Origin of the sequence: Sorangium sp. So ce363, assembly GCF_051520435.1 — a bacterium.
GTDB classification, from domain to species: Bacteria; Myxococcota_A; Polyangia; order Polyangiales; family Polyangiaceae; genus Sorangium; species Sorangium cellulosum_B.
This window is the reverse complement of sequence record NZ_CP150333.1, coordinates 9320341-9340419: the sequence shown is the minus strand read 5'-3', so window position 1 is coordinate 9340419 and position 20079 is coordinate 9320341. Positions and strand designations below refer to the sequence as shown.

Annotated in this window: 13 protein-coding genes; 8 read left to right on the top strand and 5 right to left on the bottom strand. The window is 72.5% G+C overall.

Going from position 1 to position 20079, the window contains the following annotated elements; genetic code table 11:
• The first annotated feature begins 68 nt into the window (after positions 1-68).
• From WMF12_RS35125 to pssA, 4 genes are all read left to right on the top strand, one after another.
• Positions 69-425, top strand: a complete 357-nt coding sequence (locus WMF12_RS35125; RefSeq protein ID WP_437710456.1) for an antibiotic biosynthesis monooxygenase family protein — start codon at positions 69-71, stop codon at positions 423-425.
• 75 nt (positions 426-500) lie between these two features.
• The gene (locus WMF12_RS35120) at positions 501-1904 is read left to right on the top strand and encodes a selenium-binding protein SBP56-related protein (protein ID WP_437852359.1); all 1404 of its coding nucleotides are present in this window, start codon (positions 501-503) and stop codon (positions 1902-1904) included.
• 6 nt (positions 1905-1910) lie between these two features.
• On the top strand, positions 1911-2549 hold the full coding sequence (locus tag WMF12_RS35115) for a hypothetical protein (protein ID WP_437852358.1): 639 nt from the start codon (positions 1911-1913) through the stop codon (positions 2547-2549).
• Between the two features lie 219 nt (positions 2550-2768).
• Entirely contained in the window at positions 2769-3704 is a 936-nt protein-coding gene (gene pssA / locus WMF12_RS35110; RefSeq protein ID WP_437852357.1) for a CDP-diacylglycerol--serine O-phosphatidyltransferase, read from the top strand.
• A 13-nt stretch (positions 3705-3717) separates the two neighbouring features.
• On the opposite strand, the gene WMF12_RS35105 is transcribed toward pssA, so the two are convergent.
• From WMF12_RS35105 to WMF12_RS35095, 3 genes are all read right to left on the bottom strand, one after another.
• Positions 3718-3903 (bottom strand): hypothetical protein, encoded by a 186-nt coding sequence (locus WMF12_RS35105; RefSeq protein WP_157907114.1) that lies wholly within the window; start codon positions 3901-3903, stop codon positions 3718-3720.
• 580 nt (positions 3904-4483) lie between these two features.
• Positions 4484-6013 (bottom strand): lamin tail domain-containing protein, encoded by a 1530-nt coding sequence (locus WMF12_RS35100; protein ID WP_437852356.1) that lies wholly within the window; start codon positions 6011-6013, stop codon positions 4484-4486.
• Between the two features lie 304 nt (positions 6014-6317).
• A complete protein-coding gene (locus tag WMF12_RS35095) occupies positions 6318-7655 on the bottom strand; it encodes an STAS domain-containing protein (RefSeq protein ID WP_437852355.1) in 1338 nt (445 codons plus the stop codon).
• Between the two features lie 480 nt (positions 7656-8135).
• Between WMF12_RS35095 and WMF12_RS35090 the strand changes: the two genes are divergently transcribed.
• The gene (locus WMF12_RS35090; RefSeq protein ID WP_437852354.1) at positions 8136-8927 is read left to right on the top strand and encodes a tetratricopeptide repeat protein; all 792 of its coding nucleotides are present in this window, start codon (positions 8136-8138) and stop codon (positions 8925-8927) included.
• Positions 8927-9892 carry a glycoside hydrolase family 75 protein gene (locus tag WMF12_RS35085; RefSeq protein WP_437852353.1) on the top strand — a complete coding sequence of 322 codons (966 nt, stop codon included), beginning with the start codon at positions 8927-8929 and terminating at the stop codon, positions 9890-9892. Before WMF12_RS35090 ends, WMF12_RS35085 begins: the two co-directional genes overlap by 1 nt.
• 73 nt (positions 9893-9965) lie before the next feature.
• Here WMF12_RS35085 and WMF12_RS35080 read toward each other — a convergent pair whose 3' ends face one another.
• A complete protein-coding gene (locus WMF12_RS35080) occupies positions 9966-11216 on the bottom strand; it encodes a hypothetical protein (RefSeq protein ID WP_437852352.1) in 1251 nt (416 codons plus the stop codon).
• Between the two features lie 1148 nt (positions 11217-12364).
• On the opposite strand from WMF12_RS35080, the gene WMF12_RS35075 reads away from it, so the two are divergent.
• The gene (locus WMF12_RS35075; RefSeq protein WP_437852351.1) at positions 12365-13822 is read left to right on the top strand and encodes a formylglycine-generating enzyme family protein; all 1458 of its coding nucleotides are present in this window, start codon (positions 12365-12367) and stop codon (positions 13820-13822) included.
• A gap of 29 nt (positions 13823-13851) precedes the next feature.
• The gene (locus WMF12_RS35070; protein WP_437852350.1) at positions 13852-16839 is read left to right on the top strand and encodes a glycosyltransferase; all 2988 of its coding nucleotides are present in this window, start codon (positions 13852-13854) and stop codon (positions 16837-16839) included.
• An 83-nt stretch (positions 16840-16922) separates the two neighbouring features.
• Here WMF12_RS35070 and WMF12_RS35065 read toward each other — a convergent pair whose 3' ends face one another.
• On the bottom strand, positions 16923-19661 hold the full coding sequence (locus WMF12_RS35065) for a Kelch repeat-containing protein (RefSeq protein ID WP_437852349.1): 2739 nt from the start codon (positions 19659-19661) through the stop codon (positions 16923-16925).
• Positions 19662-20079: the final 418 nt, after the last annotated feature.

Here is a 20079-nt window from a genome sequence, read left to right as displayed (position 1 = left end):
TTGCCGCCGCCCGCAGGCCTCCCGTACGATCAAGAAGCAAGAAGCAAGAAGCAAGAAGGAGAGGAGCGATGATCGTCGTTACCAACCGCATCCCCGTCGCCGAGGGCCACGAGGCCGATTTCGAGGATCGCTTCAAGAACAGGGTCCACCTGGTCGATCAGGCGCCCGGCTTCATCCGGAACGAGGTCCACAGGCCGAAGCCGATGAAGCTGGACCACGCGACCGGCGCGTGGAGCCCGGACCCGGACGCGCAGGGGTTCTACGAGGTGAAGACCTGGTGGCGGTCCATGGACGATTTCATCGCCTGGACGAGGAGCCCCGCGTTCGCGGAGGCGCACCGGAACCGCGCGCCGAAGGAGATGTTCGCGGGCCCGAGCAAGCTCGATATCCACGAGGTGTTCCTCAGCACCGATCTGCCGGGGTAGGCTCGGAGCGCGCCGGTCCTCGCCGGCGGCGCCTGGAACAACACGCGAACGCCCAGAACCAAGGAGACGCAGCGCATGCGGTTTCGTCCGGATCCCACCTTTTACCCGTCGCCGCGCCTGGCGATGGAGGCGCCGCCCGAGCGGCTGGCCTACGTGACCGCGCTCGACGCGGGCGCCGCGCTGAAGCGCCCGGGCGAGCTGCGCCATGACGCGCTCACGGTCGTCGATCTCGATCCGAGGTCGCCGGCGTATGGCACCCTGGTCTCGGTCAACGAGCTGCCGACCTACGGCGACGAGCTGCACCATTCCGGCTGGAACGCGTGCAGCGCCGCCCTGTGCCCCTACGCGCCGCACCCCCACGTCGAGCGCCGCTTCCTCCTGCTCCCGGCGCTCCGCTCATCGAACATCTTCGTCTTCGACGTCAAGCCGGACCCGCGCCGCCCCGAGCTCGTCCACACGGTGCGCGCCGAGGAGATCGCGAAGCGGGCCGGCTACTCTCGCCCGCACACGCTGCACTGCGGCCCCGACGGCATCTACGTGAGCGCGCTCGGCGGCCCGGACGGCGACGGGCCCGGGGGCATCTTCGTGCTCGACTGCGAGAGCTTCGATGTGCTCGGCCGATGGGAGATCGATCGCGGGCCGCAGTTCCTCCACTACGACTTCTGGTGGCACCTCGGCCACGACACCCTCCTCACGAGCGAGTGGGGGACGCCGAAGATGATCGAGGACGGCGTGAATCCGGAGCTCCTGCTCGGCAAGAAGTACGGTCACCGCGTTCATGTATGGGACCTGCGGAAGCGCAAGCACCTCCAGGCGCTGGATCTGGGCGATGAGCACCAGATGGCGCTGGAGCTCCGCCCCGCCCACGACCCGACCAAGGCCTATGGCTTCGTCGGCGTCGTCGTGAGCGTCAAGGATCTCTCCGCCTCGATCTGGCTCTGGCATCGCGACGGCGACCGGTGGGCGATCCGCAAGGTGATCGAGGTGCCGGCCGAGCCCGCGGATCCCGACCTCTTGCCGCCGCTGCTCAAGGGCTTCAAGGCGGTGCCGCCGCTGATCACCGACATCAACCTCTCCCTCGACGACCGGTTCCTCTACGTGTCGTGCTGGGGCACAGGCGAGCTCCGCCAGTACGATGTATCGGACCCGTTCCACCCGAAGCTGGTTGGCTCGGTGCACCTCGGCGGCATCGTGCGCCGGGCGGCGCATCCGCGCTCCGGGCCGCTGCGGGGCGGGCCGCAGATGGTCGAGGTGAGCCGCGACGGCCGGCGCGTTTACTTCACCAACTCGCTTTATGCGTCGTGGGACGAGCAGTTCTATCCCGAGGGAGTCGGCGGCTGGATGGCCAAGGTCGATGTGGCGGCGGGCGGGGGCATCTCGGTCGATCCCGAGTTCTTCGTCGATTTTGGCTCGCTGCGCCCTCACCAGGTGCGGCTCGAGGGGGGCGACGCGTCGTCCGACTCGTTCTGCTATCCCTAGCCGGCCATGATGCCCTGGCTCACGCTGGCGCTCCTCGGCGCCTATCACGGCATCAACCCTGGCATGGGCTGGCTGTTCGCGGTCGCCCTGGGCCTGCAGGAGAAGAGCAGCGGCGCGGTGCGGCGGGCGCTCGTCCCGATCGCGCTCGGCCACGCGGCGTCGATCGGCCTCACGGTCGCGCTGCTCGGGATCGGGCTCGCGAGCGTCCCCGCCGCGGCGCTGCGGTGGCTCACGGCGGCCGCGCTTGTCGCGTTCGGCGTGCTCAAGCTGCTGAAGCCGCGCCACCCGAGGTGGGTCGGGATGCGCGTCGGCTTCCTCGACCTGACCTGGTGGTCCTTCCTGATGGCCACCGCGCACGGCGCGGGGCTCATGCTGCTCCCGGTCTTCCTGCTCGGCGCCGAGAGCCCCGCTCCGTGCCACGGCGGCGGGTGCCACAACGCGGCTGGCCTGTCGCTCGCGAGCCCGCTGGGCTACCTCGCCGCGGTCCTCGTCCACACGGCCGCCATGATGGGGGCGGCGGCCGCGGTCGCGCTCGTTGTCTATCACAAGCTCGGCGTCGCCATCCTTCGCACCGCCTGGTTCAACCTCGATCGGGCCTGGGCCGTCGCGCTCATCGGGGCCGGCGTCATCGCGGTGCTGCTCTGACGTCCAGGCCGTTGTGACAGGCGGCGGCCTGGCTGCCGAGCTCGCCCGCGCCCACCTCGACACCCCCGAGGGTCGACGGCGGCCCGCCTGCGCACCGCTGCGCCGCCGAGGGGTCTGCCGCTTGAACGCGAGCCGCCTCGTGTACTACGAGGCCGGCCGGGCGCGCTCATCGGTCAGCGGCCTTCAGCCGCGGCGCCCCTATCCCGCGGGATCGCCACCATGTCAGAACATCCTCCAGCAGCGTGGGACACCGGCGTCGGGCCGTGGTGTCCCGCGGGCCCGGGGCAGGCGACGAGCGCGCGCCCCGAGCGCCCTCGCGGCGAGGTGGCGCTGGAGCGGCCGCGGCCCGCGCCAAGGCGGGCCCTGTACCTCCTTCCCAACCTGATCACGCTGTCCTCGGTCTTCTGCGGCTTCGACGCGATACGGCTCTCGGCCTCCGCGCGGTCCGACGGCGACCACCAGCGCGCCGCGCTCCTCATCCTCGTCGCGATGCTCGCCGACACGCTCGACGGCCGCGTCGCGCGGATGACCCGGACCGAGAGCGCGTTCGGGGTCCAGCTCGACTCGCTGGCCGATCTCGTCTCCTTCGGCGTGGCCCCGGCGCTGCTCGTGTATCAGTGGTCGCTCCACCGCCTCGGTCTCGCCGGCGTGCTCGGCGGGTCCGTGTTCGCCGCGTGCGGCGCGATCCGGCTCGCCCGCTTCAACGTCCTCTCCATGGGCGAGGCGGGCGGGCCGCCGTCGCCCGCGAGGTACATCGTGGGCCTCCCTGTCACGGGCGCCGCGGGGATCCTGATAGCGATCGTCATGACCCGCCACGGCGCGGGCGGGCAACTGGGCGGCGCCGGCGTCGCGCCGGCGGTCCTCGCGACGACGCTGCTCCTCTCGATGCTGATGGTGTCGACCCTCCGGTTCCGCTCGTTCAAGGATCTCCGGCCGGGCCCCCGCACGCTGCTGGCCATCGCGCTCGCGCTCGGATCGAGCGCGCTCCTCTCCGTCCGCTGGGGGCCCGCGCTCGTCCTCGCCGGGGGGCTCGGCGTCTATGTCCTGCTCGGCGTCGTCGAGTCGCTCTGGCGGCTCCCGGCGCTGCGGCGCGGCGCTCCGGCTGCGCTCGAGGCGCGCGCCGCGCGCGCCGGGGGAGGCGAGGAGCGGCCGTAGCGCGGCCCGCCGATCACGGCCTCCCCGACTGCCAGTACCCGTTCCCCTGCTGCTTCCACCACTTCACCTCGGCGCTCGGGGACCCCGGCCACGCGCGATAGGTGTAGATCCCGTCGTCCAGGAGACAGATCGGGTCCTGGTGCTCGTGGCTCAAGCAGACCTTCCCGGGCCCTCTGTCGTACTCGAGGTAGTAATCCACCTGTTCGGGATCCTGTAGCCCATCACTCCAGATATTTTTCGTTCGTGCCTCCCATCTGCCCATCGACACATAGGTGAACGTTCGATGGGTGGTCCCGGTGACCCCTCCGGCCCTGGTGGTCGGCCCGGAATACGCATAGATCATCATCTGCGCATAGGCGGCCGCCGACGTGAGCGACACGACGGCCAGGGTAGCGAGACCGCGGCGTAGCCTGCTCATGGATCACCCCTCCTGCCATTGAGAGAACGATGCTCGTCTCGAACGATCGGCTGTACGTCAGGCCTCTCTCCGGCCTTGACGCGGTTCACCATCTAGAGCCCTGGCGCTGACCGTCAACCCTGTGTACCGGCCTCCGGGGTATACCCCTCGCGCGGCCGCGAGCAGGCTCGTGCTGGCGGCGCACGCGGCGCTTCAGCGCTCGACCTCGATGGGCTGTCGCGGAGATCTGGAGCGAAGGAGCTGGTTGGCCGCTCGGCGGGACCAGCCCGATCGACTCCTCTGCAAACGCTGGTTCAGGGGCGGCCATGGGTCACGACGACCTGGGGCCAGCGGGGCAATCCACGCTCGTCCGGGCGGCGCCTCAGAACGCCGAGCCGTTCGCGCGACGGCCCGGAGAGGCGCTCGCGCCAAGGGTGCTGTGCAGGGCGAAGGGCGCTCCCGGGGAGGCGTCGGGGCTGCGGTTCATCGAGACGCCGTCCTGCGCCGCGAGCCCGCTCGCGTAGGTGACGGTGTCCACGGTCGCGCCCGAGGCGTTTCGCAGCCTGACCGTGTCCCCGCTGTTGCCGAAGTTCAACGACCCCGTGGACGCCGCGACGGCCCCGCTGCCGCTCGGCACGGCGGAGGCGCCGCCATACACCACGATGGCCGTCGAGGGCGCGAGCGACGCGCCGGTCGGGAAGGTGTGGCGCGTCGACGTGCCGTCGGAGAGCGTCCACCCGGCGATGGCCGCCGCCGCCGTGCCGACATTGACGATCTCCACGAACTCGCCGGCCGTGTTGCTGCCCGGCTCGTTCGCGAGGACCTCGTTGATGATCACGGCGGCGGTGCCCGTGCCCCCGCCGCCGCCCGCCGCGCCGCCGCCGCCCGCCCCGCCGCTGCCGCCCGCCCCGCCGCTGCCGCCGGCCCCGCCGCTGCCGCCGGCCCCGCCGCTGCCGCCCGCCCCGCCGCCGCCGTCGGGGACCAGGAAGTCGCGCACGACGCCCATGTGCTGCATGTTCGAGGCGCCGCTGTCCGACGAGAGCGCGGGGCTGATCTCGGAGAGCGGCGAGTAGACGCGCGTGTCCGCCACCAGGCCGTTCGCGAAGCTGCTCCCGCCGATCACGACGGCCGTCTCGTACGCCTCCAGGTCGCCGTCGACGAGCACCCAGTCGTAGGGCTTCGTCCTGCCGGCGTTGGTGTTCGCGTTCCCGTTCCGGTCGGCGGGATAGGGCCCGGCCGTGACGACGACGTCCGAGAGGCTCGAGACGCACGCCTCGGTCCGGCTCCCCGTGTTGAAGTCGCCGCCGATCACCAGGTAATCGCCCTGGGCCACGTTCGCCTCGATGAACGAGACGAGGTTCTGCGCCTCCGTGTCGCGCGCCGCCGCGCTGGACGTCAGGAGGTGGACGCTGATCGCGAACACGTGGCCAGGGCCGGGGATATCGATGCGCGCCCACGCGAAGTCCCGGTTGCTCACCGACGTGTCGTCCCACTCGCCGGACGCCACGATCGGCCACCGGCTCACGATCCCGTTCGGGATCTGCGCCCCGCTCTCGCGGTAGTAGCTGAACCCGGCGCCGAACGTCGTGTCGACGAAGGCGCGGAGCTCGGAGGTGGTGTTGCCGCCGTAGTTGAACTCTTGCAGCAGGGTGATATCTGGCTTGATTCCCTGCAGGATGCGCTTGCCGTGCCCGGGATCGTAGCTCTGGTTGTTGCCGCTCGTGATGTTGGCGGCCATGAGCCGGACGCGCGTCGACAGCGCATCGCTGTGCTCGCCGAGGAGCTCCGCCTCCGCGCCCTCGTCCACGTCGAGCGGCGGATAGGCCGCGCACGCGGCCATGGCGAGCGCCGAGGCGAGCAGAGGCAGCCGAACCCATAAGCATCGCTTCAAGAGGGAAGACGTCGATCGCATGGCGCTGCACCGGACCTTTCTGGGGATCGTCTCCTGAAGCATCCCCTCGAATTTCCCGGGAAGATTCACAGGGAGTCGGGGAGACGGGGAGTGAAATACCACCGATCTCCCCGTCTCCCCGCCTCCCTGTTGAATTCTTCTCTGAAAATGCCAGCAAAACGAGGGGTTTGTCAGGAGCGCCTCATTACAGCACGGAACGAGGGCGCGGCGGTGTCGCGTTCGTCCCTGTTCCATGCAGTGATGATGCCGTTCCGGTCACGGACGGACGACACCCGACGTCGGGCGCGCTGGTCGGCTCAGCGGCTCAGCGGCTCGCCATCGCGAACGCGATCCCGCTCTGGAGGGAGCTCTTCACCGCGCAGCGGCCCATGTCCGCGCCGCGCTCGGCGAGGCGCTGGGCGACCTCGGGGCGGATCCCCGTGAGGACCACCCGCGCGCCGAGGAGGCCCGCGACCCGCACCGCCTCGAGCAGCGCCTCCATCGCCGGCGGATCGATCTCGTCCACGCCGGTCAGGTCGATGATGGCGATCCGCGTGCGGCGGTTCGCGATGCCGCGCGACAGCGCCTCGATCATGCGGCGCACCCGCCCGGCCTCGAGCGGGCCGATGAGCGGCACGACCACCACGTCGTCGCGGATGGGGATGAGCGGCACGGACAGCTTCGCCAGCGCGGCGTCCTGGGCCTTGATCACCTCCTCCTGCAGCCGCGCGCGCTCCTCCTCGGCGCGCTTGCGCTCCGTCAGATCGATGCCGGTCATGATGACGAACCGGCCCCTCTCGTCCCTGCCGCGCAGGACGGCGCCCGACCACGCCGTCACCCGGCGGGCGCCGTCTGCAGCCGTCCACGGCACCTCCACCTGCTTCTTCGACCCGCCCGCGCCGAGCTGCTCGAAGAGGCCTTTGAGCTGCGCCGACGCGCGCGGATCGGGCGTGAGATCCCAGAGGAACCGGGCCTCCCGGAGCCCCCGCGCGCTCCCCAGCGCCTGCTCGGCGGCGCTGTTCATGCGGACGATGCGGCCCCGCGCGTCGAGCACCACGATGAGGCCGTCGACGAGATCCATGACGGCCGCCATGAAGTCCCGCTCCCTGCTCAGCATCTCCTGCCCGTGCTTGCGCTCGAAGATGCGGCCGAGCTGCCGCGCGATTCGGCCGATGGTCGCCGTGAACTTCCCGTCGTCCGCGTGCTCGGCGTCGGAGAAGAACTCCAGCACGGCCACGACGTCCGCGCCGACCACCACGGGGAACGCGAACCCCGCCTTCACGCCCAGGTTCCTCGCGAGCCTGGCGCGCGGGAAATTGGCGTCCACCGTGACGTTGCGCACCCACGCCGGCTGCTTCGAGGCGAGCACCCTCCCGGGGAGACCGAGCCCCGCGGTGAACTGTGTCGCTTCCGTGACAGCCTTGAACGTCGCGAACTTTGCTTCATCGTTCAGGTGCCAGAGCGCCGTGGGAAGGAGCAGAGACGGATCGTCCGCGGCCGGCACGTACGCATGCCCGACCGGCCAGCCGAGGTGATTGCAGATGTGCGTGATGGTGCGATGCAGCGCCTCTTCGACGCTCGCTGCCTCGTGGACGTCGACGGTGACCACCCGGAGCAGGTCCACGAGCGACCGCTCATCCGTCAGGACATTGTCGAGCCTCAATCGAGCTCGCGCCGCCAGTTCATCCGAGCGTTTGAGGGGGCAAGTCATGCATGAAGCCGTACCATGCGCCATGTATCGAATCCGTTTCGACGCGGCGTCGTCGGCGGTCCGCTCGTTTCGCTCGTTCGCCATGGACCGGCGCGGCGCGCGCGGCCCCTGGCCAGCGCCGCGGCGCCGCGGTGACCTCGCCGGGCGGGCGGCGGGCGCGCCGGGGATGCTGGGAGATCACGGCGCTCGTCATCCGAGTCGTCGCTGGACGGTGGTGCGCTCTTCCCCTTAAGGTGTCGGCCGCCGCGGCGAGGCGGCGCGCGCGGGCGCGCGGGGCCGTGAAGCAGGCGACGGCCATGGCGCCCTCTCCGGCTTCTACTCCGGTTTCTGACCGCTTCTGACCGCTTCTGACCGCTTCTGACCGCTTCTGACCGCTTCTGACGGACAAGGATGATGATGCTCTCGAACTGTCTTCGCCGGTGTGCGTTCGTTGTGACGTTGCTGGCTGGCGTGCCGGCGCTCGGGGCGCCTCCGCCGGACGGCGCCGCGGCCGAGGCGCAGCAGGCCGCCCGGACCAAGGCGCACGAGGGGCTCAAGCTGTACGGCGCGGACCGCTGGCAGGAGGCGTTCGACGTCTTCCAGGAGGCGGATCGCCTCTTTCATGCGCCGACGCTGGTGCTCTACATGGCGCGGTGCCAGCGCAAGCTCGGCCGCCTGGAGGCCGCGCGCGACCTGTACGAGCAGGTCCTCGGCGAGCCGCTCCCGGAGGATCCGCCGACGGCGTTCCTCGAGGCGCGGAAGGACGCCGAGACCGAGCTCGCCGGCGTGCGCGCCGCGCTGGACGCGGCGGCGGTGAAGGCGCCCCCTCGCGCCGAGCCCGCGGCGCCGGCCGGGGCGGAGGGCGGCGGCTCGCTGGTCCCCGCCGGCGTCGCGTTCGGGCTCGGGGCGGTGGGCATCGGCGTCGGCGCCGTGACCGGCCTCATGTCGCTGTCGCAGGTCTCGGACATCAGGTCGCGCTGCGAGGGCCGGCGCTGCCCGGCCGAGCTGCAAGGCGACGCGGACGCAGCGGCCACGCTGGGCCATGTGTCCACCGTGGGCTTCGCCGTGGGCGCGGCGGCGGCCGCAGCGGGCGTCGTGCTGCTCGTGGTCCGGCCCGGCGGCGGCAGCGCGTCCGAGGCCGCGGGCGCGCCTGCGGCTGCGGGCGCGCCGCCGCGAGCGCCGCGCGGCGTGGTCTGGAGCGCCGGGGTGGGCCTCGGGCGGATCGAGCTCCAGGGGACGTTCTGATGCGAGCGCTGGCGCCAGGCGCGAGGAGGGCGTGGCTCGGGGGAGTGCTCGCGGCCTTGGCGCTCTCCGGCGGCGGCGCGTGTACGAGCCTCTCCGGGGTCGGCGATCTCGAGTTCGGCGCCGGCCAGGGCGGGGGAGGCGCAGGTCAGGGAGGCGTCGGCCAGGGAGGTGTCGGCCAGGGAGGCGCAGGCGGGAGCGGCGCCGGCGGCGGCAGCACAGGCGGGAGCGGCGCAAGCGAGGGAGGCGCTGGCGCCGGCGAGGGGGGCGCTGGCGAGGGCGGAGCCGGCGGGGGAGGCGACGGGGGCAGCGGCGGCGCCGGCGAGGGTGGCGCCGGCGAGGGCGGAGCCGGCGGGGGTCAGGCGCCGGGCCCTCCGACGGCGGCGGAGCTGCTCGCGCTCACGGCGTCGTGCCGCCCGGCCTCGTCGGGGCTCTTCAGGAACGCGTTTGACGGTAACGCGGAGCCCGGCATCCCTGTCTGCGGGCTGAACGGGGCGTACTTCTGGCAAGCCGGGATGGGGATCGACTGCGACGGTCTATCCCATGAGTCCTCCGAGTGTCCCTCGTCGACTGCTCACACGGCGCTGGCCGACTCGCAGGGAAACGCGCTCGACTCGGTCCATCTCCCGTTCGTCGTCGCCCCCAACAGCTGGCCTGACGAATGCGACGCGGTGGCGTGGAATCACAAAGACGCCGGTGTCGAGCTGGGGGCCGTGGTGGCGGTCATCCGCGGCGACACGGTCGCCTATGGCATCCTCGGCGATACCGGGGAGTGCGATACGATCGGGATGGGATCGTACGCGATGGCGCAGGCCGTAGGCATCGAGCGGCCGGGCGCCGGGGTGGAGAGCGGCGTCACCTACATCGCGTTCGCGGGGCCGCGGGCGGTCGTGGATCCTGTCGAGGACCACGCGAAGGCCGAGGAGCTGGGGATCCAGCTCGCGGCCGAGCTCCTCGCGGCTCCCTGAGCGAGCGGCACGGGAGCGGGAGGATCGCCGCGGGGTGGCGCAGGGCCGCCCCGCGGCGCCTGTCATCGCGACGTCAGTTGCACGTCGCGGTCTGGCAGACCTCCATCTCCGCGGCACACGCCTCGCCCACGCACGTGGTGCAGGCCTCGGCGTCCTCGCCGCTGCACGCCTCGATGCAGGCGCCGTTCCCCCCCGTCATCTGGCAGGCGAGCGCCGCCGAGAGCTGGGGCCCGACGCCCTCGCAGCTGTTCACCACGCAGCCGTAGACCGCGGCGTCATCCTGGGCGTTGCCGAGGCACTCGAACGCCTCGGCGCACGTGGTCTTCCCGTCGCCGAACCACGTCGCGGCGACCATGCCCTCCTCGGTGTCGCAGTTCTCGTAGGCCGGGGAGCGCGGGAAGTACGGCCCGATCAGCATGCACATCTCGTCGCGGCTGGTCAGGCCCTGCGCGATGTTGCGATCCTCGACGTTGTTGAACTCGCAGCGGTAGTCCAGGGACTCTCCCGCCTTGACCTCGAGGAACGGCGAGAACTCCTGCGACGGGACCCCCTCCCACCTATCGTGGGTATAGAGCTCCTCCATCTTGCCGTCGAGATCGACCTTGTGCGCGACGTAGCCGACGCCGCGGCGGTGCATGTGCGACTGGATCCTCACCACCGAGATGTCGTTCTCGGTGACGCAACGCATGCGCGCCGTGGACTTTCCGTGCGCTGGCACGCTGATGAAGGGGTTGTAATGGAAGAGCATGCCCGCCTCGACCTTCACCTCGTCGTCCGCGATCGTGTAGAGGTTGATGCGCGCGTCGGTCTCGATGGCCTCGGGCGACGCGTTCACGTAATGGGTGTTCATGAGGAGCACCGTGCCCGGCGCGACCTTGAGCGCCACGCCCTCCGGGAGCTCGCCCAGGAACGAGTTGCCGTCGGGCGACTGGGAGCCGGCGACCACGCCGGTGGCGTCCCAGTCAGCCTGGGGGCCGTCGTTGCAGTCGTGGACCTGGCTCGCGTCCAGGGCGACGCCCCGGCGCGTCTCGGTCGGGATCGACGTGTAGGGCGTCGCGTACAGGAGCACATGGTGGCTCCCGCCGGAGTACCGCACCATCTCCCGGTTGACGTTGAGCCCCTCCGGCGGCGCGACGAAGAGCTGGCAGCGCTCGATCTCCTGCCCCGGCTCGAGCGTGGAGACCATCCGATACTGCACGCCGGTGCCCTCGGCCGGCGGCGCCAGCAGCTCGTCCTCGGAGGGTTGAGGGCCGGAGTCCGAGGAAGAACAGCCGAAGAGCGCGGCTGCGCCGAGGAGAGCAATGAGTGAGGTCGTTGTTCGCATGCGTTGATCCCTGCCGTGTGTTGGTATCGCATCTCGCGCGCGCCGGTCGTGTCGCGCGCACATGGCTCCCGGGGGCTCGCGGAGGGGCGCACACCCGGGGAAATCGATCGACGCCGGCTGGTCCGCGCCGGCATGTCCGCGGCCGACCTCACCCCATCGAGGGCGGAGTCGGACGCATCATGAAGTCATCTCCAGGATCGAGGGCGGCCGCGCCCGCTCGTCCGGTCCCGCGAGCCCCATCTCGGAGAGCGGCCGAGCAGCGTGTCGATGGCGAGCCGCGCCTCGAGGCGAGCCAGCGTCGCCCCGATGCAATAGTGATTGCCGCCGCCAAAAGCAATGTCCTTGTCGGCGCCCCGCCGCAGATCAAACGCGGACGCGCGGGGTAGATGATCGTACCGCTCACCATGTCGACACGTACGCTCGGCGCCGCGCCGAACTCCCCACCGTCCTCGCTGCCACCCGCCGCGGCGAGGGGCGCATGTGGCGACTTGGCGGTTCCCTCATGCCGGCAGGATGGGGGAATCCCCCCACCACCCACACGTGAGTCTGCCGCGAGAGCGAGGACAGGCTGTGCTCGTGCAGCCGCTCGCAGCTCGCGGTTCAAGGCGCGCTGCGGGTCGTTCGTTGTGAGCTCCGACGCTGAACGATCGGTCGTCAGGCAGCCATCGCGCAGCAAGGATACGACGTCCTCAGCGCCGGAGGACGAGCCACGCGCCCCGCGCTCGTCCGCGTGCCATGGCACATCGAACGCTTCGGCCGACAGTGCGTACATCCTTTCGCTTCGCTGTGAGTTGTGGCCGGGGCGCGCTCGACCGCGGTTGAGCCCGGCGTCGAGCATCGCTGGATGCCATGCGGACGAGCGCCTGTCGAGCCTCGATCCCGGCCCCGATGGGTCACCCGGAGCGGCATTGGCGGGCTGTTTTGTAGCTGTTTTCGCGCTGGTGCCGGTCAGATCATGTGTTGAGTGAAGAACTGTAAAGACGTTTTGATAAGCGTGATGTCGCGAGCGCGGCGCAAGGGAGGGGGCGCCGGCGCGCCGCTCTTCCGGCGGGGCGAGGGCGATCCGGGCGCTCACCGCCGCTCGGTCGGCTGCGCCGCTCGGGTCGCTGCGAGCGCACCTCGGCCGCGCTCTCTGGTAGCGTGGGCCCGTGCAGCCTCGCGTCACCGCCTGCCGCGTCCCTCCTGCGCTCGTCCTCGGGGCGGCCGTCGCCCTCCTCGCCCCGGCCTCGGCGCGGGCCGCGGATCCGGCGCCCGCCCTCGCGATCGACCTCGGGGGGGTGCAGCTCGATCTCGTGCTGGTGAAGGCGGGGCGCTTCCGCCAGGGCTCGCCGCCCGCGGAGGCCGGGCGCGGCGACGACGAGGCGGTCCGGGACGTGACCCTCGGCCGCGACTTCTACCTGGGGAAGTTTCCGGTCACGGTCGGGCAGTTCGCGCGCTTCGCCGCGGAGACCGGCTACCGCACGGAGGCCGAGGCCGGCGCCTCCGGCGGGTTCGGGTTCGACGGCAAGGGTCTCTCGCAGCGCAAGGAGTTCACCTGGAGGACTCCCGGCTTCCCGCAGACCGACGTGCACCCGGTGACGCTGGTGACCTTCAAGGACGCGGGCGAGTTCACCCGCTGGCTGACGCAGAAGACCGGCCGCGCGTTCGACCTGCCGACCGAGGCGCAATGGGAGTACGCCGACCGCGCGGGGACCCAGACGCGGTTCTATGCGGGGGACAACGACAGCGCCGCGGCCGCCATCGGGTGGTTCAAGGGCAACGCGGGGAGCGGGACGAGGCCTGTCGGGCAGAAGCAGCCGAACGCCTTCGGCCTGCACGACATGAGCGGCAATGTCTACGAGTGGTGTCGCGACTGGTACGGGCCCTATGCGCCCGGCCCGGCGGCCGACCCCGAGCAGACGGCGCCCCCGGCCGGCGACAAGCCCCGCCGCGTGCTGCGCGGCGGGTCGTGGCTCAAGGACGCGAAGCACCTGCGCGCCGCGGCGCGGTACCGCAACGACCCCGGCAGCCGCAACGCGGACAACGGCTTCCGCGTGGTCGCCGCGCTCTCGGCGAGCGCCCCTGCCACGGCGCCTGGGCCGACCCCGGCGCCGGCGGCGACCGCGCAGGCGCCTCGCTCGAGCTCCTGGTCGACCGCGGCGACGGTGGGGTTCGTCGGCGGCGGCGTCGTCCTGGCCAGCGCCGTCATCGGCCTCATCGGCCTGCTCGTGCGCCGCGCGGTCGGCCGCAGGCCCATGGCCGGGGCGCCGCCCGGCGTGACGTTCCGGCCGCAGGGCGACGGATTCTGGCTGCACGCGCCCCCGCACCTGCACGGGTCGATGCTCCACTACCGCTGCCTCGTGAAGGGCGCGATGCGGCGCGCGTCGGTCCCGATCGAGCCGGGCCCGCGCGGGCAGTTCGTCTACACGGGCGGCGTCCCGTCCGCCGTGGAGGTGGAGCAGATCGGCGCGGCCGCGTGGGCCGCTCCGCGCGCGGCCGGGTGGGCCGCGGCGCCGTCCGCCGCGCCGCGCGCGGCCGCCGCGGGGCACAGGGCGCGGGACCGGATCTCGAGCGCGCCGGACGTGGCCGCTGCCGCGCCGTTCCGCGGCTATCCGTCGGCCTACTGAGCCGCGCCGCTCGATCTCACATGGTTCGCATGTTCCGCAGCTCCCGCATGCGCCGCCCGCTCTGCGCCGTCTTCGCCGAAGCGCCCGCGCACCGCGCCCGCGCCGGCCGCACGCTGCGCGCGCTCCGGCTCGCCGGGCTCGCGCCGGTCGATCTCACGGCGGCGCCGCTCGCGGCCGCGGCGGAGGCGCTCGCGGCGGGGCCGGTGTGGCTCGTGCGCGGGGGCGCCTGGCCTGCGCCCTCCGCGGCGATCGAGCCGGACCCGTTCCCGCCGCCGAGCGACACCGGGCTGCCGCTCTGCGCGCTCGGCGCCGTCCTTGCGCCGATCGACCTCGCCGCGCCCTCCGTGCCCGAGCCGGACGCCACGGCGTGGACCGAGCTGCTGCGCGCCACGGGCGGCGAGCTGAGCCGCGCCGCGCGCGCCCGCCGCGCTCCGGGGCTGCCCCGCGCGGCGAGCGTGTACCTCGACGGGGCGCTCGCCGCGGGCGTCGCGGCGCGGCTCGGCGCGGGCGAGCCGCTCGACGCCGCGCTCCAGGGCGAGCTCGGGGCGCGGCGGGCGCGCGTGGTGCGGCACGCGCCGCTCGACGTGTGCGACGGCGCGGCGCTGCGGGTCGCGCAGGTGGTGACCAGCCTGCAGCAGGGGGGCGCCGAGCGGATCGCGATCGACCTCGCGAGGGAGCTGCCGCGGCGCGGCGTGCGCTCGCTCGTCTGCGCGGTGTACCGGCCGACCCGCGCCACGTTCGCCGCGCCGCCGGGGGCGCTCGATCTGTCCGATGCGCGCGGAGACCGGGAGGCGCGCTTCGACGCGCTCGCCCGCGGGCTCGCCGCGTGGGGCGCGGATCTCGCGCACGCGCACCTGTTCGACGCCGAGGACCTCGCGCGGCTGTCCGCGCGCGGGTACCGCCCGCTCGTTACGGTGCACAACGTGGCCGCAGGCTGGCCGGCGGGCCTCGATCGCCTCGCTCCGGACGACGCGGCGCTGCTCGTTGCGTGCGCGCGCGCGGTCGAGGCGGAGCTCGCGGAGCGCGCGCTGCCGATCCCGGCGCGCACGGTCTGGAACGGCATCGACCTCGCGCCTGCAGAGGCGGCTCGCCGGGCCGAGGCGGCGGAGGCGCATCGGTCCGGATCCGGATCGGGGGAGGCGGTGCGCCGATCCAGGTCGGCGGAGGCCGCGGCGTGGCGGAGGCGCCTCGAGATCGCGCCGGACGACCTCGTGCTGCTCGCCGTGGCGAACCCGCGGCCGCAGAAGCGGCTGCACCTGCTGCCTGGAATCCTCGCGGCCACGCGGGCCGCGCTGGCGGCGGCCGGCGACCCGCGGGCGGCTCGGCTCGTCATCGCCGGGAGCGCATCGCCGGGCAGCGAGCAGGCGCTGGCCGCGGAAGCGGAGATCCGGCGCGAGGTCGACCGGCTCGGCCTGCGCGCCGAGGTGCGCTTCGCGGGGGCGGTCGGCGACGTCGCCGGGCTGCTCGCGGCGGCCGACGTCCTCGTGTCGCCGAGCGCCCACGAGGGGCTGAGCCTCGCGCACCTGGAGGCGCTCGCGGCGGGCCTCCCGGTCGTCGCGACCGGCGCCGGTGGGACCGCGGAGATCGCGGCCGAGACGCCGGCGATGGTCCACCTGCCGCTCGACGCCGCGCCCGAGCGGTTCGCCGGGGCGATCGTGGCGGCGGCGCGCACCGGCGCCGCGGGCGACGCGCGCGGCGGGTCGACGAGCGGCCGGGAGGTCGTGGCGGAGGCGCGCGCCGGGGTAAGGCCGCCGAGCGGCCGGGAGGTCGTGGCGCGGCACTTCAGCCTCGCGCGGATGGCCGAGGGGTATGCGCGGCTCTACCCGCGGGCGATCGCGCGGAACCGCGGTGTGCACCGGGGCGACGGGCTGCTCCTCGTCACGAACAACTTCTCGATGGGCGGGGCCCAGTCCAGCGCGCGCCGGCTGCTGCTCGGCCTCGCGGCGGCCGGCGTGCGCGGCCGGGCGGCCGTGATCGAGGAGCAGCCGGAGTACCCGACGCCGGGGCGCCGCGCGCTCGTGGCCGCGGGCATTCCGGTGCTGGCGGTGCCGCCGCCGGCCGACATCGAGCCGGCCGAGGCGGTGGAGCGCCTGCTGCGCGCGATAGAGGAGGACCCGCCGGAGGCCGTGCTGATGTGGAACGTGATCGCCGAGCACAAGGTGCTCCTGGCCGACGGGCTGCTCGACGTCCCGCTCTTCGACGTCAGCCCGGGCGAGATGTACTTCGCCTCGCTGCGCCGGTATTTCGTGTCGCCGCGCCGCGGGCTGCCGTACCGCGCGCCGCGCGACTATGGAGCTCGTCTTGCGGGGGTGATCGTCAAGTACGGGGCCGAGGCGGCGCTCGCCGCCGAGGTGCTCGGGGCGCCGGCGCATGTGGTGCCGAACGGCGTGGCGCTCGGCCCGCTCCCGTCTGCGGCGCTGCGCGCGCCGGCGCCCGAGCAGCGCGCGTCCGGCGGCGGGCACGGGCGGCTCGCGATCGGGACGGCGGCGCGCATCCACCCGCACAAGAAGCTCGACGAGCTCCTCGCCGCGCTGCGCCTCGCGGCGCCGCGCTTGCCGCCGCACGTGCTGCGCATCGCAGGAGGCGTGGAGCGCGGCGCCGAGGCGCACGCCGAGGAGCTGCGGCGGATGGCGGCGGGGCTGTCGGTCGAGTGGGTCGGCGAGCTCGCTGACACGCGCGCGTTCCTGCGCGAGCTCGACGTGTTCGCGCTGATCGCCGAGCCCGCCGGGTGCCCGAACGCGTCGCTGGAGGCGATGGCCGAGGGGCTGCCGGTGGTGGCCACGGCGGTCGGCGGCATGGCCGAGCAGGTGGACGACGGCGTGACGGGCCGGCTGGTGCCGCCGGGCGACGCCGAGGCGCTCGCCGCGGCGCTCGTGGAACTGGGCGCCGATCCGGCGCGGCGGGCGCGCGTGGGGGCGGCGGGGTGGGAGCGCGCGCGGGAGCGGTTCTCGCTGGAGAGGATGGTCGCCGATTACGTGGGCGTGTGCCTGGGCGGGCGGGACGTGCGTAGAGACTAGCCACTACAGTGTTGCCCAAGGACGAATTTGCCGTGGCGAACCGTCGCGATCCGGGCGAAGCGGACGCGATGGCCCCGCGGGCGTCAGGGGGTGTAGATCTCGACGCTCCCGTCGTAATTGCCCACGTTGATCACCCTGCCGTCCGCGAGCAGGAGCATCATGCTGTCCAACGTATAGGGCTGGTCCATCGGCCCCGTCGTGGTCCACGTGTTCGACACCGGGCTGTAGACCTGGGTGCTCCGGAGCATGCCGGCGCCGTTTCGCCCCCCCGCGATGAGCACCCTGCCGTCGTTGAGCCGCGTCGCGCCGTGCATGGAGCGGGCGATGATCGCAGGACCGGCTGACCAGGCGTTCGACGCCGGATGATATATCTCGGTGGTCGACAGATAACTCGAGGCATCGCGCCCTCCAACGACCAGCACGTCACCGCTGGCGAGCAGCGTGGCGCTATGTTCTCCGCGAGCGGCAATCATGTCGCTCGCAGCCGCCCACGCGTCGGCCGTCGGATCGTAAATTTCGGCGGTCTTGGTATAGCTATCGTTGCTATTGCGCCGGCCTCCGGTGACCAGCACCTTGCCGTTCTGGAGCAGCGTCGCGGTGTGAACCCAACGGGGAACGACCATGGGCGCGGCCGTCGACCAGATGTTGGTCGACGGGTTGAAGAGCGCGGTGGGCGCCTGACCGTTGACACTATTGGGATTTCCCCCGGCGACCAGCACCTTGCCGCTCTGAAGCAACGTCGCGGTATGGGAGGTCCGGGCGAAATCGAAGCCCGTGGGTCCCATCGACGACCACGTGTTGGTGGCGGGCGTGTAGAGCGCGGCGCTCTCCAGCGCAGAGACGTCCTCAAAGCCCCCCACGACCAGCACCTTGCCGTTCCCGAGCAGCGTCATCGTGTGCCATGTTCGGTCCACTGGCATGTCGGGCGCGGACGTCCAGGTGTTGGTCGTCGGGTTGTACAGCTCGGCAGTATTCTCGGGGTCCTCGTCGCCATCGTCGTCGTATCCGCCCGTCACGAGCACCCTGCCGTCCTGGAGCCGCACCGCGGCACCGGCGGGGTGGGCCATGGCCATCGGCGCGACGAACTTCCATGTCTCGGCGTCGAGGTCGTAGAGCTCGGCGCTCGCCAGGTACCCGGTCGTGAGGCCGTCGTGCCTGAAGCCGCCCGTGATGAGCACCTTGCTGAGGCCCAGCAGCGTCGCGGTGTGCTGGGTGCGCTTGCTGCCCATTGGCTTGATGGCGATCCAGGTGTTGGTCGCCGGGTCGTACATCTGCGCGCTGTCGGTCTCCGTGCTACTCGCGGTGGTTCCGCCCGTGACGAGCACCTTGCCGCTCAGGAATCGAGTCGCCGTGTGGGACATGCGGGGGGTGGCCATCGACGCGGCCGGGGTCCAGGTGGGCGGCGTCCCCGGGGTGTAGATCTCGGCGCTCGAGAGCTCGTGAGAGTTCGAGTCGGCGCCGCCCACCATCAGCACCCTGCCGTCCGGAAGCAGCGTCGCCGTGTGCTTGTTGCGGGCAACGCCCATCGATCCCGCCGTCGACCATGTGTTGTTGCTCGGGTCGTAGAGCGCCGCGCTCGTCAGGTAGGCGCCATTGCGCCCGCCCGCGACGAGCACCTTGCCGTCGAGGAGCCGCGTCGCCGTGTGCCCGCTGCGGCTCGTGGTCATGGGCGCGGCGGGCGACCAGCTATTGGACCCGGGCGTGTAGAGCTCGGTGCTCGCCAAGTAGGTGGAGCTGTCACTCTGGCCGCCGGTCACGAGCACCTTGCCGTCCTCGACCGACGTCGCGGTGTGCCCGGAGCGCGCCACGGTCAGGCTCCCGGCCGATGACCAGCTGTTCGTGTTCGGGTCATAGAGCTCCGCGCTCGCGAGGGACGCGTTGGAGGCGTTGCTGCCGCCCGCGATGAGCACCCAGCCGTTGCTCAGCCGCGTCGCCGTGTGGTAGCGGCGGGCGGTGGTCAGCGACCCGGCCGGCGACCAGCTATTCGTGTCCCGGTCATAGAGCTCCGCGCTCGCAACCACAGCGCCGTTGTAGCCGCCCACGATGAGCACGTCGCCGCTCGAGAGCACCGTCGCGGTATGCCCGCTGCGCGCCGTGCTCATCGCGGGCGCCCACGTCCAGACCGGGTCGACCAGCGCCGGCTCTCCACCCGCGTCGGCCCACAGCTCGATCGTCGCCCCGCGCACCGCGAGGCGCACGGCGATCGGCCGCCCGCCGCGCGCGTACGCCGCCGGCGCCGTCACGCGCAGCCGCGCCGCGCCGGCCTCGTCGACCACCTCGACCGCGTCGCGCTGCTGCCGGAGCGTCGCGCCCTCGACCTGCCACACCGCCGCGGGCGCATCCGCGCGCGCCACGCCCGCGTCGAGCAGCAGCCACTCCTCGTAGCCCGCGTCGATCGCCGACCAGAACGACGTGCCGCCCTTGCGCGGATACGCCACCGCGCGCTCGGTGAGCTCGCCCTCGCCCTCGGCGTCGAGCTCGCGCACGCGCGCCTCGAACCCGCCGGGCAGATGAAACCGGATCTCGCCCTCGCCGCGTGCCGGCAGGGCCGCGTGCAGCCCGCCGCGGCGCAGCAACGCTGCCTCGATGTCGAGCTCGCGGCTCGGATCGCTGAGCGAAGCGAGCGAGAAACCGCCGTTGACCGCGACGAACGCCTCGCTGGCCTCGAGGACCTGCGCTGCCTGATCGGGGAACTGCTGCCGCAGCTTGACGCCTGCGGGCGCTTCGGGGCCGCAGCCGGCGCCGCCGGCCAGCAGCGCCCCACCGAACAGCCATGTCGATAAGATGAATAGCCACCGTTGAAATGGTGATTGAAAATGCATCGCTGATCTCCTCTTGAACCACCGGCGCCTAGAGACGGCAGGCCCCCATGTGCGCGTACGCGAATGCAGAAGGCGTTCCAGCCGATGCACGTGGAGAGGCGCGCCGATCTCTCGCCATCCCGCGCTACAATGCTCGTCGGCGCGGTCGCGTGGCCCGTCGCAGGCTGCTGCCCGCTGCCGTCACGTGGCTGGCGCGCGCCCGCGCGCAGCGCCGCCCCCTCGGGCCGGCGCTGCCGCCTCCAGGGCCTCCACGTGACATGTCACGCCGCGATCGTGACATGTCGCGTGACATGTCACGCTGCCCTGGCGGTCGGTGAAGCACCTCGCTCGCAGGCTGCCGAGCGAACACGGCCCCTTCGAGCCATGGATAAGTCGTTGCGCTCGTTCAGCTCCCGGCCGTGCGGGCGAGCCCGTTCTG

Coding starts and splice junctions, on each gene's coding strand:
- WMF12_RS35115 (WP_437852358.1), top strand. CDS start 1,911: ATGATGCCCTGGCTCACGCTGGCGCTCCTCGGCGCCTATCACGGCATC.
- WMF12_RS35100 (WP_437852356.1), bottom strand. CDS start 6,013: ATGCGATCGACGTCTTCCCTCTTGAAGCGATGCTTATGGGTTCGGCTG.
- WMF12_RS35070 (WP_437852350.1), top strand. CDS start 13,852: ATGTTCCGCAGCTCCCGCATGCGCCGCCCGCTCTGCGCCGTCTTCGCC.
- WMF12_RS35065 (WP_437852349.1), bottom strand. CDS start 19,661: ATGCATTTTCAATCACCATTTCAACGGTGGCTATTCATCTTATCGACA.
- WMF12_RS35085 (WP_437852353.1), top strand. CDS start 8,927: ATGCGAGCGCTGGCGCCAGGCGCGAGGAGGGCGTGGCTCGGGGGAGTG.
- WMF12_RS35125 (WP_437710456.1), top strand. CDS start 69: ATGATCGTCGTTACCAACCGCATCCCCGTCGCCGAGGGCCACGAGGCC.
- WMF12_RS35120 (WP_437852359.1), top strand. CDS start 501: ATGCGGTTTCGTCCGGATCCCACCTTTTACCCGTCGCCGCGCCTGGCG.
- pssA (WP_437852357.1), top strand. CDS start 2,769: ATGTCAGAACATCCTCCAGCAGCGTGGGACACCGGCGTCGGGCCGTGG.
- WMF12_RS35080 (WP_437852352.1), bottom strand. CDS start 11,216: ATGCGAACAACGACCTCACTCATTGCTCTCCTCGGCGCAGCCGCGCTC.